Origin of the sequence: Rhodopila sp., from assembly GCF_035548235.1 — a bacterium.
GTDB lineage: Bacteria > Pseudomonadota > Alphaproteobacteria > Acetobacterales > Acetobacteraceae > Rhodopila.
Genome location: NZ_DASZTJ010000282.1, coordinates 1 through 17,632, shown reverse-complemented (window position 1 = coordinate 17,632; position 17,632 = coordinate 1). Strand labels below are relative to the sequence as shown.

The window sequence follows — 17,632 nt, the reverse complement described above, 5'->3', positions numbered from 1 at the left end:
TCCAGGGCAGGCTGGCGCTCAGCACGAAGGGGCGCAGGTCCGCGGCCTGGAGGTCCTGAAGCCTGGGCAGCGCCATATGGCTGTCGACAAGCGCTCGGCCATGGCCGGGGGCATGCTTGCCGATCGGCGTGGCGCCGGCGGCCATCAGCCCCGCGGCAAAGGCGCGGGCGAGGCGGGTGACGATCGCGGGATCGGCGTGAAACGCACGGTCGCCGACCACGGCGTCTGCACCGGGTACAAAACGATCCAGGACGGGTGCGGCAACAATGTCGATGCCGACCTCCATGCAGTCATAACCGATCAGCGTGCCGCACAGCCAGGCGAGGCGCAGCGCCTTGTCGGGATCGGTATCAAACAAGTTACCGATGAGACCGGCGGCAGGATGGGCTTCCCATTCCGGAGGGCGAAGCCGAGCGACGCGGCCGCCTTCCTGGTCGGTGAGGAAAAAGGTTTCATAAGGAAGGATATCGCGCAGCGAGTCGACCAGGCTGCGGAGCTGGGGCCGCGACTGGACGTTGCGGCCGAACAGGATGATGCCGGCAGGCGGACATTCCGTCAGCAACGCCGCCTCGCGCGGCAGAAGCGTCGGGCCTTCGAGGCCGGTGATCGCGGCGCGGGGACGGGTCATGGCATGCGTCCTGCCGGGCTGGCGGCAGTCACGGAGGTCTTCCTCATGACCGGCCTCGTGCGGGTCATCCGCGACTTCAGTGGGTTGACATCAGGTAAAGCCGCGGATGGGCGGCACAACGCCAGCCACGACAAGGAAGCGGCAATCACAATGCCACCCATGGCAGAGTAGGGGAAGGTGCAGGCGCTGCCTTCAAAAATGGATCGCTCGCTTGTAAGCATCCAAAACCGCTTCATGCATCGTCTCGCTGATCGTCGGATGCGGGAACACCGTATGCATCAGTTCGGTTTCCGTCGTCTCCAGCGTGCGGGCGATGGTGTAGCCCTGGATCATTTCGGTCACCTCGGCGCCGACCATGTGGGCACCCAGCAACTCGCCGGTCTTGGCGTCGAACACCGTCTTCACCATGCCCTCGGGTTCGCCCATCGCGATCGCCTTGCCGTTGCCGATGAAGGGGAAGCGACCGACCTTCACGTCGTGGCCGGCCTCCTTCGCCTTTGCCTCCGTCAGCCCGACCGAGGCGACCTGTGGCCGGCAATAGGTGCAGCCCGGGATGTTGTGCACGTCCATCGGATGGACATCGTTCGCGCCGGCGATCTTTTCCACGCAGATCACGCCTTCATGGCTGGCTTTGTGCGCCAGCCATGGCGGGCCGGCGAGATCGCCGATCGCATAGACCCCCGGCTCTCCGGTGCGGCAATATTCGTCGATCACGACATGGGTGCGATCGACCTTCACGCCGGTGTTCTCCAGGCCGATATTCTCGACGTTGCCAACGATACCGACGGCGGAGATGACGCGGTCGACGGTGATCTCCTGCGATTTGCCGCCGGATTCGACGGTCACGGTCACGTTGTCGGCGCCTTTCTTCACGCCCTTCACCGTCGCGCCGGTCAGGATCTTCATTCCCTGCTTCTCGAACGCCTTGTGCGCGAAGCTGGAGATTTCCTCATCCTCCACCGGCAGGATGCGCGGCAGGACTTCGACGACCGTCACCTGTGCGCCCATGTTCAGGTAGAAGCTGGCGAACTCGATGCCGATCGCGCCCGATCCGACCACCAGCAACGATTTCGGGAAGCTGGTCGGGACCATCGCTTCCTTGTAGCTCCAGATCAGCTTGCCGTCGGCCTCGATCCCCGGAAGCTGGCGCGCACGCGCGCCGGTCGCCAGGATGATGTGCGGGGCAGAAAGCGTCGCGATGTCCTTGCCGTCCTTGCTGACCGCCAGCTTGCCCTTGCCTGCCAGCTTGCCGGCGCCATCGAACACGGTGACCTTGTTCTTGCGCAGCAGGTGCGCAACGCCGGAGGAGAGCTGTTTCGCCACCGCCCGCGAGCGCTTCACGACCTTGTCGAGATCGAAACGGGACTCCACGGCGGCAAAGCCGAAATCCGGCAGGTGATGCAGCAGGTGGTTGATCTCGCTGGTGCGCAGCAGCGCCTTGGTCGGGATGCAGCCCCAGTTGAGGCAGATGCCGCCCAGATGCTCGCGTTCGACGACGGCGGTCTTCATGCCAAGCTGCGCGGCGCGGATGGCGGCGACATAGCCGCCGGGGCCGCCGCCGAGGACGATCAGGTCGAAGCTGGTGTCAGCCATGGGTATTTCCTTTCGCCAGCGCGTGCAGCGCATCGCCTTGAAGTTGCCGGACATGCCACTCGGTCATGCGGGTGGCGCCGAGGCTTTGATAGAAATCGATCGCCGGCTGGTTCCATTCCAGGACCCGCCAGTCGATGGAAACGCAACGCTCCTCTACCGCGATCGCGGCCAGGCGGCGGAGCAAGGCCAGGCCGAGGCCGGTGCCGCGATGGGCGGGCTCGACGTAGAGGTCTTCCAGAAACAGGCCGGGACGGCCGGCGAAGGTGCTGATCGTGTAGTAGTAGATGGCGATCCCGACGGGGGGATGGCCGGGCGGTTCGGCCAGGATGGCGTGGGCGCGGGGGATCGGACCGAACAGCAGGGTATGAAAGTCGGCGTCGGTAGCGATCGCCTTGTCGGCCATCCGCTCATACTCGGCCAAGCCGCGGACGAGCCGCAGGACGTGGGGGATGTCGGCTTCTGTGGCAGGGCGGAGGGTCATGATGCGCCACGGCTCACGATCGCTGTCATGACCGGGCCAAGCCCGGCCACGACACGATCGGACCACCACCATCGTCCAACATCATGGCCTAATCCACTGCAACAGCGACCCGAGACCGACTACAGCAACAGCCCCAGCGGGTCCTCCACCAGCCGCTTGAACGCGCGCATCCACGTCGCGCCCAGCGCCCCGTCCACCACCCGGTGATCCACCGACAGCGTGCAGGTCATCACCGTCGCGATCGCCAGCGAGTCGTTTTTCACCACCGGCCGCTTCTGTCCGGCGGCGACCGCCAGGATCGCCGACTGGGGCGGGTTGATGATGGCGGAGAACGATGACACCCCGAACATGCCCATGTTGGAGATCGAGAAGCCGCCGCCCTGGAATTCCTCGGGCTTCAGCTTGCCGGCGCGGGCACGGCCGGCGAGGTCCTTCATCTCCCGGCTGATCGTCGCCAGGCCCTTCTGGTCGGCTTTGCGGATGATCGGGGTGATCAACCCGTCGGGGATGGCGACGGCGACCGAGACGTCGATGTCCTCGTAGAAGGCCGTTCCATCGTCGGTCCAACTGGCGTTCACCGTCGGCACCTGCTTCAGCGTGACCGCCGCCGCCTTGATCACCAGGTCGTTGATGGTGATCGCATAGGCGCCGTCGCCCTCCTTGGGCGACTTGGCGTTCAACTGCTTCATCAGGTCGATCAGTGCATCGATCTCGATATCCATCGAGACGTAGAAATGCGGGATCGTCGACTTCGCCTCGGTCAGACGGCGGGCGATCACCTTCCGCATGGAGCTGTGCGGCACCAGCTTGTGCGGCGCCGTGATGACGGGTGCGGCGGCCTTCTGCATGGGTGCGGCGGGTGCCGCCGCGGCGGAGGCAGGGGGGACAGCCGTGGAGCCGGGCGCGGCCACGGTGGTGCCGTGAGCCTGCGCCGCCTCGATATCGGCGCGCACGATGCGTCCGTTGGGGCCGGTGCCCTTCAGCGCCGACAAGTCGATGCCGGCCTGCTTCGCCATGCGCCGCGCCAGCGGCGAGGCGAAGACACGCTCTCCCGAGGCGGGCGCCGCATGCCCGTTCAGCGCCGGCTGGGGCGCGGCGGGCGCAGGTGCGGTTTCGGCCTTCGGCGCCGGAGCAGCAGCCGGTGCCGCACTCTGTGCCGGGGCAGCGGCCGGCGCATCGGACGGGACCGCCTCGCCTTCCTCCACCAGCACGGCGATCGGTTCGTTCACCTTCACATTGGCGGACCCATCCGGGACGAGGATCTTCCCCAGCACGCCCTCGTCGACCGCCTCGACTTCCATCGTCGCCTTGTCGGTCTCGATCTCGGCGATCACGTCGCCGGCCTTGATCGTCTCGCCTTCCTTTTTCAGCCAGCGCGCGAGCGTGCCCTCGGTCATCGTCGGGCTGAGCGCCGGCATCAGGATGTTGGTGGCCATGTCTATCCTCCCCCGCTCAGACGATCTTCTTGACCGCGTCCACCACCCATTCGGGCTGCGGCAGCGCGAGCTTCTCCAGGTTCGCCGCATACGGCAACGGCACGTCGACGCCGTGCACGCGCACCGGCGGGGCATCGAGCCAATCGAACGCGTGTTCGATCACCTGCATCGCCACTTCGGCGCCGATGCCGGCATAGGGCCAGCCTTCCTCGACGCTGACCAGGCGGTTGGTCTTCTTCACGCTTTCCACGATGGTCGCGGTGTCCAGCGGGCGCAGGGTGCGCAGGTTGATGACTTCGGCCTCGATGCCCTGTTCGGCCAGCGCTTCGGCCGCCTTCATTGCCACGCCGACCATGATGCTGAAGGCCACGATGGTGACGTGCTTGCCGGCGCGCTCGACCTTCGCCTTGCCGATCGGGACGATGAAATCGTCGTCGGTGGGGCATTCGAAGGTGTGGCCGTAGAGGATCTCGTTCTCCAGCACGATCACCGGGTTCGGGTCGCGGATCGCGGCGCGCAGCAACCCCTTAGCGTCGGCGGACGACCAGGGCGCGACGACTTTCAGGCCGGGCACATGGGCATACCAGCTCGCATAGCACTGGCTGTGCTGCGCGGCGACGCGCGACGCGGCGCCGTTCGGGCCGCGGAAGACGATCGGGCAGCCCATCTGGCCGCCGGACATGTACAGCGTCTTGGCGGCCGAGTTGATGATCTGGTCCATCGCCTGCATGGCGAAGTTGAAGGTCATGAACTCGACGATCGGCTTCAGGCCGGTCAGCGCCGCGCCGACCGCCATGCCGGTGAAGCCGTGTTCTGTGATCGGCGTGTCGATGACGCGCCTGGCGCCGAACTCCTCCAGCAGGCCCTGGCTGATCTTGTAGGCGCCCTGGTACTGCGCGACTTCCTCACCCAGCAGGAACACGTCGCCGTCGCGGCGCATCTCCAGCGCCATGGCGTCGCGCAGCGCCTCGCGCACGGTGATCGGCTTGGTCGGTCCCCAGTCTTTCTCGGGGGCCGAGGTGTCAGGGGCATGCGCCGCATGCGGTGCCGCAGCGGGTTCGGGGGCCTTCGCCAATGGCGGGGCCGGTGCAGGGGTCGGGGCTTCGGCGGCTTTCGGCGCCGGCGCGGCATTGACCGCTTCCCCGTCCGAACCCAGCACGGCGATCGGCGTGTTCACCGCCACGCCTTCGGTGCCCTCCGGCACCAGGATCCTGGCCAGCTTGCCCTCATCGACCGCCTCGACCTCCATGGTCGCCTTGTCGGTCTCGATCTCGGCGATCACGTCGCCGGCCCGAACCTCGTCGCCGACGTCCTTCAGCCAGCGCGCCAATTTGCCTTCGGTCATGGTGGGCGACAGCGCCGGCATCAAAATCTGGGTCGCCATCGCTTCAGCCCTCCAGCAATACGTCGGTGTAGAGTGCGGACGGTTCCGGCTCCGGACTGGATTGGGCGAAGTCCGCCGCGTCCTGGATGATCGCCTTCACCTCGTCGTCGATCTGCTTGATGCGCCTCTCGTCGACATCCATCGCCTCCAGGCGGTGGCGCGCATTCTCGATGCAATCGTGCTGGGTGCGCATCATCTGCACCTCCTCACGCGTGCGGTATTTCGCCGGGTCGGACATCGAATGCCCGCGATACCGGTACGTCTTCACCTCCAGCAGATACGGCCCGTTCCCCGCTCGGCAATGTGCCACGGCGGCTTCGGCGGCTTCCTTCACCGCCAGCACGTCCATCCCGTCCACCTGCGTGCCGGGAATGCCCCAGGGCGCGCCGTTCTTCGACAGGTCATGACTGGCCGAGGCCCGCTCGACCGAGGTGCCCATGCCGTATTTGTTGTTCTCGATGACGAACACGCAGGGCAGCTTCAGCAGCGCTGCGAGGTTGAAGCTTTCGTAGACCTGGCCCTGGTTCGACGCGCCCTCGCCGAAATAGGTCAGGGAGACGCGGTCGTTGCCACGGTAATGATTGGCGAAGGCAAGCCCGTTGCCCAGGCTGACCTGCGCGCCGACGATGCCATGGCCGCCGTAGAAGTTCTTCTCCTTGCTGAACATGTGCATGGAGCCGCCCTTGCCATGCGAATACCCGCCGGACCGGCCCGTCAGCTCCGCCATCACGCCGCGCGCTTCCATCCCGGTGGCGAGCATGTGGCCGTGATCGCGATAGGAGGTGATGACAAGGTCGCCCTCCTCGATCGCCAGCTGCATGCCGACGACGACCGCCTCTTGCCCGATATACAGATGGCAGAAGCCGCCGATCAGGCCCATGCCGTAGAGTTGGCCGGCCTTTTCCTCGAACCGGCGGATCAGCAGCATCGTGCGGTACGCCTTCAGCAGCATGTCGCGGTCGACAGGTTTCTCCTTGGGCTTGCTGCCGCGTTTCCTGGTCTCGGTCTGCGCCATGCGACATTCCTCCGCTGCGGGTTGCGCGACACGTAGCGGCAGATAGGCGGCCAGGGCAAGCGGCCAAGGGGGGAAAACCTTGTTGGTGCAATGCAATAGGTGATGTTAACCACATTCCGGTTAACGCATTGGCCGGACGCGCTGGTGATATGACCGTCTTGATACCGATTTCACAAATCCAGTCATGTGCGACATAAAATTACGTGACGTCGGGCCGATTAGCAGAGAGGTTGCCCGATTTGGGCGCGCCGCCACCCTCTCCGCCACCGGACGAGAGTGGCCAAAGCGCTCCCGTGCCCAAACAAGGCAATGCCTCGATCATCCGGCCTGACGGATCAGCACCGCCCAGCGGTCGAGGATCGGCAGCACCACATCCTCCTTCGCAGCCGGAAGGCTGACGGAAACCCGGACGACCCCGAGATCGCGGTATCGCTTCAACGTCTCGGCATCCTCACCCGATCCGAAGATCGTCACCGGACAGGAGTCGGCGGAGCGTCCCGCCTCGGCCAGCATCTGGCGGAACTTCGGCACGAAATCGAACACATCGCCGTATTGGCCGGGCCGTCCGGCAAGCGGGATCCAGCCTTCGCCATAACGCACGGCACGCCGAGCACCGTGGGGAAAGGCGCCGCCGACGATGACGGGCGGGTGGGGCTTCTGGATCGGCTTCGGCCAGGTCATCATCGGGTCGAACTTGACGAACTCGCCGTGATAGGCCGGCTTCGATTGCGTCCAGATCGCCTTCATCGCCTCCACGCGCTCTCGCACCAGCTTGGCGCGGGTCGCGAAGGCGGTGCCGTGGTCCTCCATCTCCTCGGCGTTCCAGCCCACGCCGATGCCGAACAGGAAGCGCCCGCCCGAGACCTGATCGATCGATGCGACCAGCTTCGCCGTCTGGATCGGATCGCGCTGGTTGACCAGGCAGACGCCGGTTCCGACCTTCAGGGTCTTGGTCGCCGCCGCGGCCATGGTCAGCGTCACGAACGGGTCCATCACGTCGTAGTACTGCTTCGGCAGGTCGCCGCCGCCCGGCCAGGGCGAGCGGCGGGACAGCGGGATATGGGAGTGCTCAGGGGCCCAGACGGACTCGAAGCCACGCTGCTCCAGCGCGGTCGCCAGCGCGGCCGGGGTCATCGAGTAATCGGTGAAGAACATCGAAGCGCCGAAATGCATGGCCGCACCTCCCTGACGTTGGACGGGAGAGCTTTGCATGCCCGGACGCGTCCGTCACGGGCGGGGCCTCGTCCGGCCGGGCCGAACCCGACCGGACCAGAAGGGCGAAACAGGCGGGCGAACTACAGTCCCCGCGCGGTGGCCGCGTTCAGAGCGGACCCGATCAATTGCAGGCAGCCTTGCAGGTCATGGGCCGCCAGGGCCTGCCGTGCCTGGCTGATCTGCGCGATCAGCGGGCTGGTGTCGGGGACACCGGTCGTGCCCATCGGCACGGACCGATCCAGAAGCCGCGTCTGCGCCATTTCCAGGGACGATTCCGCTTCAGCCAGCCGGCCCGTGGCGATCGAACCCTGGGCGGCCCGCAGGTAGTCGCTGGCGCGCGCGCCCTGGGCGATATTCGGCTCCGGAAGAGGGGTCAACACCTGCGCGTCGGCAGCCACCGGCGCGGCGGCGAGAAGGGCAACGAGTATCAGGGAAGCACGCATCGGACGGGTTCTCCGCAGTTAGCCGCCACGCCGAGGCGCGACCGGCGAGGCCTTGATCATATAGCGACAGATACGCGTGATCCGATATTGCTTCTCCGTCACGGACCTCACGCTCCCGGCGTCGTGAAAAAAATCGGGACAATCATGCGCGATCGAAGGGTCGATCATCGCCAGCGCCGATGGAACCAAAGCCATTGGCCGGGATGCTCCCGGATCCAGCCTTCGATCACGGTGGTGATCATCTGGGTAGCGGCGGCGACATCGATTTGCCCCTCGGCGTCGCGCGGCAGTTCATAGGGGCCCGTCGCGTCGATGCGAAAGCGCTGGTCCGGCAGGCGCACGACGCGCACGCCGACCACCGGACAGTCGAAGCGCCGGGCGAGCCGGGCGATGGAGGGATTGGCCTTGCAGCGGCGGCCGAAGAAAGTGACGTCGACGCCGCGGGAGAAGTGCTGGTCCACCAGCATGCCCAGATGTTCGCCAGCCTGCAGCGCCGCCGCCATCTCCAGGGCGGCCTGCGACCGAGTGCGGATCATCCGTCCCATCAGGGGCGCGCGGATACGGATGATTTCTTTCGCGACAGCCTTGTTGTTGGGCATGCGGTAGACCACCGCCGAAGGAAGCCCATGTGCGGCGGCGGCGATCGCCGGCAGTTCCCAGTTCCCCAGATGCGCGGCGAAGCATAGAGCGGGTTTGCCGTCGGTGCGCAGTTGCTCGAACAGCGGTATCCCGTCGGTCAGGATACGGCCGGTGTTGGGATGCTCCGGGTCGAAATCCCAGATGCGCGCCATGTGGACGTATTCGCCGACGACGCGGCCGAGATTCTCCCACGCCTCGCGCAGGGTGGCTTCGATCCACGCGTCGTCGCGGTCGGGAAAGGCGTGCTGCAGGCCATCGCGTCCGATGCGGTGCGCCGGCAGCCACGGACCAAGCCAACGGGCGAGGCGGCCGCAGAACGCCGATGCCCAGGCCGGATCGGTGCGGCGCAGCAGCCGGATCGACCATTTCACCAGGCGTCCGAGGATGCGGTCGCCATACAGGGCCAGTTGGCGACGCACGGGTCTAGAGTTCGATCAGCAGCTTGCCGAACACGTTCCGCGATTCCAGCCGTTCGATGCCGGCCTGGAAATCCGCCAGCCCGAACACGGTGTCGATCACCGGCGTGACGCCCGCCGCGATCCGGTCCAGCGCGCGTGCGAGCGCGGAGAGCGGTGAGCCGAAAGACCCGATGATCCGGTACTGCTGCTGGAACAACTGCATCAAGTTGATGCTTCCGCTGGGTCCCGACGTGGCGCCGCAGGTCACCAGCCGTCCGCCGCGCCGCATCGACAGCAGCGATCCGGCCCAGGTATCGGCGCCGGTATGCTCGAAGACGACGTCCACGCCTTTCTTGCCGGTCAGCTTGCGAACGATGCCCTCGAACCGGTCCTCCCGGTAATTGATGACGTGGTCGGCGCCGAGCGCCTTGGCTTTCGCCGCCTTGTCGGCGGAGCCGACGGTGGTGATGACGGTGCAGCCCAGGGATTTGGCGATCCGGATGGCGATGCTGCCGATGCCGGAGCCGCCGGCATGGACCAGGATCCACTCGCCGGGTTCCAGGTGGGCGTTGTCGAACAGCATGTGCTCGACCGTGGCGTAAGCGACGCTGACGCAGGCCGCGTCGCGAAGGCTGACGGACGGAGGGATTTTCGCGAGCAGGCGGGCAGGGTGGTTGGTCAGGTCCTGCGCGAAGCCGTCGATATGGAAGCCGCGCACGCCGCGGACATTCTCACACAGGTTGTCCTGGCCGCGGGTACAGAACCGGCAGGTCCCGCAGGTCAGCGCGCCATAGGGGACGACGCGGTCCCCCGGTTGCAGGCCGGATACGCCGGACCCGACCGAGACGACCTCACACGCCGCTTCGGCGGCGACGGTCAGCGGATATTGGCGCTTGGCGAAGGCCATGCCGCGATAGCCCCACACGTCGATATGGTTCAGCCCGACGACATGCACCCGAAGCTGGACTTCGCCGTCCGAGGGTGGGGCAGGGGGCTCGCGCTCCGTCACCGTGACCTGGCGGTCGGCAAGGAGTTGCAGGGCGCGGATGGAGGGCATCGTGGTGGTCCTGATGGGTGGCTGTGACGATGAGGTAAAAGCCCATGCCGAGGCCGGCAATCCCATGCGGGTCGTTAACCGGTTGTTCAGTCACGGATCGGACAATGAAAAAGCCGGCGGGAATAGGCCCGCCGGCTTACTCGGAGGAGAAAAACCGATGAGAAAGCATCGGCCTTTCCTGCGAAGGACAGTGGTGAAGATTGAGGTAAAAGTCAAGCTCACCATCATCCAGCGATAGGGGGCGTGCCGGTTCCGTCGGGATCCTTCCGCCGGGACCGGCCGCTTCCTTCGAGGACCTCTTGGCGAGGACCTCTTGGCAAGGACCTCTTGGCAAGGACCTCTTGGCCGTATGCCGCTGCCTTGCCAGCCACCAGCCTGCTGCTTACCCTCCGGCCCCTGGCGGGTACCGACGAACAACACGGGAAGGGTGCGTCACATGAAGTTCCTGGTCATTCAGGGCGCCGGCATGAACATGCGCGGCAAGGTGCAGACCGAGATCTTCGGCACCATGACGCTCGACGAATACAACCAGAATATCCTCAAATACGCCGAAGAATTGGGTGTCAGCGTCGAGATCTTCCATTCCAACATCGAAGGCGAGGCGATCAACCGCCTCTATGCGGCGAATGACGAGGGTTTCGACGGCGCGCTGTTCAATCCGGCCGGGTTCTCGCGCGGCTATCCGGCGTTGACGGCTGCGATCAGCCAGGTCTCGTTCCCGGTGATCGAGGTGCATATCTCCAACCCGGTCCGGCGCGGGCCCGTATCCGATATCGCGTCGGTGGCGCTGGGCATGGTCACCGGCTTTGGGGTGTTCGGCTACTATCTGGGCCTGCGTGGGTTGCGAGACCGGGTCAAGCGCTGACCCGGCCCCTGTCCCGTTTCAGCCCTTCACGACGGTGACCACGACCTTCACCGCTGCCGACCCCGGCAACAGGCTTACGCTGTAGGTGTCGGGGCCGACATAGCCGCGATCAGGGGTGTAATCGATACGCGTTGAGTCGCCCACCGAATGGACCATCACCGTCCCATGGTTGGGCCGCGCGGTCAGCAGCCCCGCATCGTAGGGCTTGGGGCCATCCTGGTGCACCGACAGCCCGCACCAGCCGCCGTCGTTGCCGACCGTAATCGACGCCTCGGTCGTTTTTCCCGGCACCGGGCTGATCGACGGAGTCTGGCATTGCTTTGCCCCTCCCGTCACGTCCGCCGCGTAGACCGGCAGCGTCGACCGGTAGCCGCCGGGACCGCTACCGGAGCAGCCCGCCAGCACAGCGGTTCCAGCCAGGACCGTCACCATCGCCGCGGTCCGTTTTGTCACGATCATTCTGCCTCGCCTCGCCTTCAAACATGTCCCTGGCGGCGCGACTCGATGGGGGGCGCGCCAAACGCGGCCGCACACATAGCGCGTCCCCGCGCTATTGGAAGCCCGGTTTGCCGACCCGATCCGCCGTTTGGCGTACACGTTTGAAAAGCCTCGCATCACGATTTGGTACTACCCCGCATCGTCGTGCCGGTGCGTGCCTTCGTTGCTGTGTGCGGACCGGCGGGCAGCCTCACCGATTCCTTGTCGGCGCCGGTCCGGGATGCTTAATGCCCCAATTCAACTGCCGGGACGACGATGCAACAGACCGCGCCAAGCTTTCAGGAGCTGATTCTGCGCCTGCATGGATTCTGGTCGCGCCAGGGCTGCGTGATCCTGCAGCCTTATGACGTGGAGATGGGCGCCGGCACCTTCCATCCCGCCACGACCCTTCGCGCGCTTGGCCCCAAACCCTGGCGCGCCGCCTATGTCCAGCCCAGCCGCCGGCCCACGGACGGCCGGTACGGGGAGAACCCGAACCGGCTGCAGCACTATTACCAGTACCAGGTCATCATGAAGCCCAGCCCGGCCGACGCTCAGGACCTGCTGCTGGCCAGCTATCGGGAGATCGGCCTCGACCCCCTGCGCCACGATTTCCGCTTCGTCGAGGACGATTGGGAAAGCCCGACCTTGGGGGCTTGGGGGCTGGGGTGGGAAGTGTGGTGCGACGGCATGGAAGTCGGCCAGTTCACCTATTTCCAGCAGGTCGGCGGCATTCCCGTCACCTATCCCAGCTTCGAGATGACCTACGGCCTGGAACGGCTGGCGATGTACGTCCAGGACAAGGAAAACGTCTACGCCCTGGATTTCAATGGACAAGGGGTGACCTACGGCGACGTCTTCCTGCGCGCCGAGAAGGAGTACAGCGCCCACAACTTCGAATTCGCCGACACCGAGATGCTGTCGCGCCACTTTGCGGACGCGGAAAAGGAATGCGCCGCCCTGCTGGAACACCGCCTCGCCCTGCCGGCCTATGACCAGTGCATCAAGGCCAGCCACTTGTTCAACTTGCTGGACGCGCGCGGGGTGATCAGCGTGACGGAGCGCGCCAGCTATATCGGCCGCGTCCGCGCGCTGGCGAAAGGTTGCTGCGAGGCCTGGGTGGCAGGTGAAACACGATCCCAAGTCGCGGCAGGCGCCGGCGAAGGCGCTTGACGAACCCCTGCTGTTCAAAGGCACCGACTGCGTCCAAACCGATCACAAGCCGGCCCTGAAGGTTGAGTGAATGCCCGAACTTTTCATCGAACTCTTCAGCGAGGAAATCCCCGCCCGCATGCAGCGGAACGCGGCGGCGGACCTGGAACGCGCTATCGCTGCCGCGCTCGCCGCCGTCGCGCCGAAGGATATCCAGACCTGGTACGGCGCCCGCCGCCTGGCGCTGAAGGCGGATGTCCAGGCTGAGGTCGCGGCCGCCAGCTCCGTCGAACGCGGTCCGCGCGCCAACGCGCCCGAACAGGCGCTGACCGGCTTCCTGCGCAAGCACAACGCGACCCGCGACCAGCTTCGCCAGGAAGGCGACTATTGGGTGTTGGAGAAATCCAGCGCCGCGGTCTCGGCTTCCGAACTGGTCGCAGGTGCGATGCCCGGACTGCTGCGCCGCTTTCCCTGGCCCAAGTCCATGCGCTGGGGCGAAAGCAGCTTCATGTGGGTCCGCCCGCTCCGCCGCATCATCTGCCTGCTGGACGGCGCGGTCGTGCCCTTCGACCTGCGGGACGGCGCGGATGACGGCCACGGCCTCGCGGCTGGCGACTTGACTGAGGGCCACCGCTTCCACGCCCCTGGCGCCTTTGCCGTCTCCAGCGCCGCCGCCTGGCTGCGCGAACTGACCGGGCGCCGCGTCCTGGCCGATGCCGCCGACCGCAAGCGGGTGATCGCCGAGCGGGTCGCCGGCCTCGCCGCCGAGAAGGGACTGGCCGTCGTGGACGATCCCGGCCTGCTGGATGAGGTCGCCGGCCTGGTCGAGTGGCCGGTCCCGCATCTGGGCCGCATCGCGGACGAGCATATGGACCTGCCGCCCGAGGTGATGCAGGTCAGCATGCGGGTGAACCAGCGCTATTTCGCCCTGCGGTCCCCCGATGGCGCCGCCGCGCCCTGGTTCGCCTTCGTCGCCAATATCGAGGCCGATGACGGCGGCAAGGCGATCGTCGCCGGCAACGAACGCGTCCTGCGCGCGCGCTTCGCCGATGCCAGGCACTTCTGGGACCTGGATCGCAAGACGAAGCTGGCCGACCGGGTGCCGGCGCTGGAGAAAGTGACGTTCCAGGCCAAGCTGGGGACACAGGGGGAACGGGTCCGCAGGCTGGTCGCCCTGGCGCGGGCCATTGCCCCCAAGGTCGGTGCCGATCCGGACCTGGCCGCGCGCGCGGCGGAACTGGCGAAGGCCGATCTTGTCAGCGGCATGGTCGGCGAATTTCCCGAACTTCAGGGCGTCATGGGCCGCTATTACGCGCTGCATGACGCGGAAGACGCGCAGGTCGCCGACGCCGTCCGCGACCATTACGCACCGCGCGGACCGAACGAGGCGGCGCCGTCCGCCCCGGTCTCCGTCGCCGTGGCCCTGGCCGACAAGCTGGATCAACTGGTCGGCTTCTTCGCCATCGGCGAGAAACCGACCGGTTCCGGAGACCCCTATGCCCTGCGCCGTGCGGCCCTGGGGGTCATCCGCATCATCCGGGAAAACGGACTGCGCCTGCGGCTGCGCGGCCTGTTGCCGGCCACGGATGCCGAGACGGCGCAGGCCGTGCTCGGCTTCATCCTCGAACGTCTCGTTGTCCAGCTTCGCACCGATGGCGCGCGCTACGATGTGTTGAACGCGGTGTTCGGGGCTGCGGGCCTGGCCAAGGACGATGACCTGGTCGATTTGCTGGCGCGGACCGAAGCCGTCAGTATGCTGCTCCGCACAAAAGACGGTGTGGACCTGCTTGCCGCCTATCGCCGAGCGGCCAATATCCTGCGGATAGAGAGCCGCAAGGACGGTCCGCACGAGGGTGCGCCATCCGCCGGCTCAGAGCCGGCGGAGATCGCGCTTTTCGATGCGCTGGCGGGTCTTGGTGATATAAGGGAGGTACTGGAACGAGAGGACTACACGGCTGCCATGGCCATGACCGCTCGGTTGCGTGCGCCGCTCGACTTGTTTTTCGACAAGGTGACGGTCAACGCACCGGAGCCGGAATTACGCCGCAATCGTTTGCGTCTTCTCAATCACATGCGTTCAATCATGGATCAGATTGCCGATTTCTCGCGTATTGAAGGCTGAATGGGATCCGACATGACCAAATGGGTTTACAGGTTCGGTGCCGGCCACAACGAAGGCCGTGCGGATATGCGCAACCTGCTGGGCGGCAAGGGCGCCAACCTGGCCGAGATGGCCTCGATCGGCCTGCCTGTCCCGCCTGGCTTCACCATCAGCACGGAGGTCTGCACGGCCTTCTATGACAACGACCGCAAATACCCCGACGACCTGAAGCCGCAGGTCGATGAGGCGTTGAAGGCGGTCGAGACTGCGGTTGGCCTCAAATTCGGCGACCCGACCCATCCGCTGCTGGTTTCCGTCCGTTCGGGCGCCCGCGTGTCCATGCCGGGCATGATGGATACCGTGCTGAACCTCGGCCTGACCGACGACACCGTCGAAGGGCTGGCCAAGGCGTCGAACGACGAGCGTTTCGCCTGGGATTCCTATCGCCGCTTCATCCAGATGTACGGCTCCGTCGTCCTGGGCGTCGACCATCACCGGTTCGAGGAGATCATCGAGCACGCCAAGCACGGCGCCGGCGTGATCGAGGACACGGCGCTGACCGCCAATGACTGGCGCGGCGTGGTAGAGGGCTACAAGGACCTGGTGCACCAGGAGACCGGCAAGCCCTTCCCGCAGGACCCGGCGGAACAGCTTTGGGGCGCGATCGGCGCGGTGTTCGGCTCCTGGATGAACCCGCGCGCCATCACCTATCGCAAGCTGCACGACATCCCGGCCGAATGGGGCACGGCGGTCAACGTGCAGGCCATGGTGTTCGGCAACATGGGCAATGACTGCGCCACCGGCGTCTGCTTCACGCGCGACCCGTCCACCGGCGCGAACATGTTCTATGGCGAGTACCTGGTGAACGCGCAGGGCGAGGACGTCGTGGCCGGCATCCGCACGCCGCAGCCGCTGTCCAAGGCGGTCGCCAAATCCGGCGAAGTCCCGCTGGAGGAGGCGATGCCGCAGGCCTATGCCGAGTTGATGCAGGTCCGGCAGACGCTGGAAAAACACTACAAGGACATGCAGGACATCGAGTTCACGGTGCAGCAGAACAAGCTCTATATGCTGCAGACCCGGAACGGAAAGCGCACTGCCGCGGCGTCTTTGAAAATGGCCGTCGACATGGCGCATGAGGGCCTGATCGATGAGGCCGAGGCGGTGATGCGGGTCAACCCGTCCTCGCTGGACCAATTGCTGCACCCGATGCTCGACCCCAAGGCGCCGCGCACGCTGCTGGCCAAGGGGCTTCCTGCCAGCCCCGGCGCGGCATCGGGTGTCGTCGTGTTCTCGGCCGACGAGGCGGAAAGCCGCGCGGCGAAGGGTGAGGCGGTGATCCTGGTGCGGATCGAGACGAGCCCCGAGGACATCCACGGCATGCACGCCGCCAAGGGCATCCTGACCACGCGCGGCGGCATGACCAGTCACGCGGCGGTCGTCGCCCGTGGCATGGGCCGTCCCTGCGTCTCGGGCGCGGGCGGCATCAGCGTCGACTACAACGCCCAGGTCCTGACTGCCGGCGGCAAGTTCGTGCGCGCGGGTGAGACCGTGACGCTCGACGGCGGCACCGGGGAGGTGTTCATCGGCCCCGTCGCCATGATCGAACCGGCGCTGTCGGGCGATTTCGGCACGCTGATGGAGTGGGCCGACAAGAAGCGGCGCATGAAGGTCCGCACCAACGCGGAAACCCCGATGGACGCCGAGACCGCGCGCAAGTTCGGCGCCGAAGGCATCGGCCTGTGCCGCACGGAGCACATGTTCTTCGATCCGGAGCGTATCCTCGCGGTCCGTCAGATGATCATGTCCTCGACCGAGGCCGGCCGCCGTGCGGCCCTGGACCGGCTTCTGCCGTTCCAGCGGGAGGATTTCCGGCAGCTTTTCACCATCATGGCCGGATTGCCCGTGACCATCCGCCTGCTGGACCCGCCGCTGCACGAATTCCTGCCGCACGCGGATTCCGAGATGCAGGAGGTCGCGGACAGCCTGGGCGTCGACATCGAGACGATCCGCCGCCGTGGCGCCGAATTGGCGGAAGCCAACCCGATGCTGGGCCATCGCGGCTGTCGTCTGGGTGTGTCGTTCCCGGAAATCTATGAGATGCAGGCCCGTGCGATCTTCGAGGGTGCGCTGGAAGTGGCCAAGGAAACCGGCAAGGCACCGGTGCCCGAGATCATGATCCCGCTGGTCGGCACGCGGAAGGAACTGGAGATCACCCGCGCCCAGGTCGAGAAGGTCGCCAAGGAGGTCCTTGCCTCGGCCGGTCGGACGGTCGACTACAGCGTCGGCACGATGATCGAGTTGCCCCGCGCGGCCCTGGTTGCCGACAAGATCGCCGAGATCGCCGACTTCTTCAGCTTCGGCACCAACGACCTGACACAGACCGTCTTCGGCCTGTCGCGCGACGACGCCGGCAAGTTCCTGCCCCATTACGTGGAGGCGGGCATCCTGCCGAAGGACCCGTTCGTATCGATCGACGTCGAAGGCGTGGGCGAGATGGTCCGCATCGCCGCCGAGAAGGGTCGCCGTGCCAAGAACGCGTTGAAGCTTGGCATCTGCGGCGAGCATGGTGGCGATCCGGCCTCGATCGCATTCTGCGAGAAGGTCGGGCTGGACTACGTGTCGTGCTCCCCGTTCCGCGTGCCGGTGGCGCGCCTGGCGGCGGCGCAGGCGGCATTGGGGGCGGCGAGCGACCGGACGGCGTAGACACAAGGTCCCGGGCCCCGGAGAGATTCCAGGCATAGCGATCCC

At 66.2% G+C, this 17,632-nt stretch carries 17 protein-coding genes; 6 read left to right on the top strand and 11 right to left on the bottom strand.

The features are described 5' to 3' along the window. The coding region (locus tag VHB27_RS22940) for a glycoside hydrolase family 3 N-terminal domain-containing protein (RefSeq protein ID WP_325604984.1) at nt 1–628 on the bottom strand (628 nt) is incomplete at its 3' end. A gap of 45 nt (nt 629–673) precedes the next feature. On the opposite strand from VHB27_RS22940, the gene VHB27_RS22935 reads away from it, so the two are divergent. Then, a complete protein-coding gene (locus VHB27_RS22935; RefSeq protein WP_325604982.1) occupies nt 674–799 on the top strand; it encodes a hypothetical protein in 126 nt (41 codons plus the stop codon). 21 nt (nt 800–820) lie between these two features. On the opposite strand, the gene lpdA is transcribed toward VHB27_RS22935, so the two are convergent. The 9 genes from lpdA to VHB27_RS22890 all read right to left on the bottom strand — a co-directional run bounded on the left by lpdA (nt 821) and on the right by VHB27_RS22890 (nt 10,289). Continuing rightward, a complete protein-coding gene (gene lpdA, locus VHB27_RS22930) occupies nt 821–2,221 on the bottom strand; it encodes a dihydrolipoyl dehydrogenase (protein ID WP_325604981.1) in 1,401 nt (466 codons plus the stop codon). Further along, nucleotides 2,214–2,702: a GNAT family N-acetyltransferase gene (locus VHB27_RS22925; RefSeq protein WP_325604979.1), complete on the bottom strand. Its 489-nt coding sequence runs from the start codon at nt 2,700–2,702 to the stop codon at nt 2,214–2,216. The genes lpdA and VHB27_RS22925 overlap by 8 nt, the downstream gene beginning before the upstream one ends. A gap of 119 nt (nt 2,703–2,821) precedes the next feature. After that, nucleotides 2,822–4,138: a pyruvate dehydrogenase complex dihydrolipoamide acetyltransferase gene (locus VHB27_RS22920; RefSeq protein ID WP_325604977.1), complete on the bottom strand. Its 1,317-nt coding sequence runs from the start codon at nt 4,136–4,138 to the stop codon at nt 2,822–2,824. A gap of 16 nt (nt 4,139–4,154) precedes the next feature. Then, entirely contained in the window at nt 4,155–5,522 is a 1,368-nt protein-coding gene (locus tag VHB27_RS22915) for a pyruvate dehydrogenase complex E1 component subunit beta (RefSeq protein ID WP_325604975.1), read from the bottom strand. Between the two features lie 4 nt (nt 5,523–5,526). Then, nucleotides 5,527–6,537, bottom strand: a complete 1,011-nt coding sequence (gene pdhA / locus VHB27_RS22910) for a pyruvate dehydrogenase (acetyl-transferring) E1 component subunit alpha (RefSeq protein ID WP_408904037.1) — start codon at nt 6,535–6,537, stop codon at nt 5,527–5,529. Nucleotides 6,538–6,855: 318 nt separating this feature from the next. Then, nucleotides 6,856–7,710 carry an LLM class F420-dependent oxidoreductase gene (locus VHB27_RS22905; RefSeq protein ID WP_325604973.1) on the bottom strand — a complete coding sequence of 285 codons (855 nt, stop codon included), beginning with the start codon at nt 7,708–7,710 and terminating at the stop codon, nt 6,856–6,858. Between the two features lie 122 nt (nt 7,711–7,832). Further along, nucleotides 7,833–8,195: a hypothetical protein gene (locus tag VHB27_RS22900; protein WP_325604971.1), complete on the bottom strand. Its 363-nt coding sequence runs from the start codon at nt 8,193–8,195 to the stop codon at nt 7,833–7,835. Between the two features lie 164 nt (nt 8,196–8,359). Then, on the bottom strand, nt 8,360–9,253 hold the full coding sequence (locus VHB27_RS22895; RefSeq protein WP_325604969.1) for a lipid A biosynthesis lauroyl acyltransferase: 894 nt from the start codon (nt 9,251–9,253) through the stop codon (nt 8,360–8,362). Between the two features lie 4 nt (nt 9,254–9,257). Beyond that, the gene (locus VHB27_RS22890; protein WP_325604967.1) at nt 9,258–10,289 is read right to left on the bottom strand and encodes a zinc-binding dehydrogenase; all 1,032 of its coding nucleotides are present in this window, start codon (nt 10,287–10,289) and stop codon (nt 9,258–9,260) included. Here VHB27_RS22890 and VHB27_RS22885 point away from each other — a divergent pair. Then, nucleotides 10,279–10,527, top strand: a complete 249-nt coding sequence (locus tag VHB27_RS22885; RefSeq protein ID WP_325604965.1) for a hypothetical protein — start codon at nt 10,279–10,281, stop codon at nt 10,525–10,527. The genes VHB27_RS22890 and VHB27_RS22885 overlap by 11 nt on opposite strands. A gap of 198 nt (nt 10,528–10,725) precedes the next feature. Then, complete coding sequence (locus tag VHB27_RS22880; RefSeq protein ID WP_325604963.1) at nt 10,726–11,154, top strand: type II 3-dehydroquinate dehydratase; 429 nt, start codon at nt 10,726–10,728, stop codon at nt 11,152–11,154. A gap of 18 nt (nt 11,155–11,172) precedes the next feature. Here VHB27_RS22880 and VHB27_RS22875 read toward each other — a convergent pair whose 3' ends face one another. Continuing rightward, nucleotides 11,173–11,613: a hypothetical protein gene (locus VHB27_RS22875; RefSeq protein WP_325604961.1), complete on the bottom strand. Its 441-nt coding sequence runs from the start codon at nt 11,611–11,613 to the stop codon at nt 11,173–11,175. Nucleotides 11,614–11,907: 294 nt separating this feature from the next. Between VHB27_RS22875 and VHB27_RS22870 the strand changes: the two genes are divergently transcribed. The 3 genes from VHB27_RS22870 (at nt 11,908) to ppdK (ending at nt 17,587) form a co-directional block, all read left to right on the top strand. Then, the gene (locus VHB27_RS22870) at nt 11,908–12,804 is read left to right on the top strand and encodes a glycine--tRNA ligase subunit alpha (RefSeq protein WP_325604959.1); all 897 of its coding nucleotides are present in this window, start codon (nt 11,908–11,910) and stop codon (nt 12,802–12,804) included. 70 nt (nt 12,805–12,874) lie between these two features. Then, nucleotides 12,875–14,905 (top strand): glycine--tRNA ligase subunit beta, encoded by a 2,031-nt coding sequence (glyS, locus tag VHB27_RS22865; protein WP_325604957.1) that lies wholly within the window; start codon nt 12,875–12,877, stop codon nt 14,903–14,905. Between the two features lie 12 nt (nt 14,906–14,917). Further along, entirely contained in the window at nt 14,918–17,587 is a 2,670-nt protein-coding gene (ppdK, locus tag VHB27_RS22860; RefSeq protein ID WP_325604955.1) for a pyruvate, phosphate dikinase, read from the top strand. Nucleotides 17,588–17,632 lie beyond the last annotated feature (45 nt).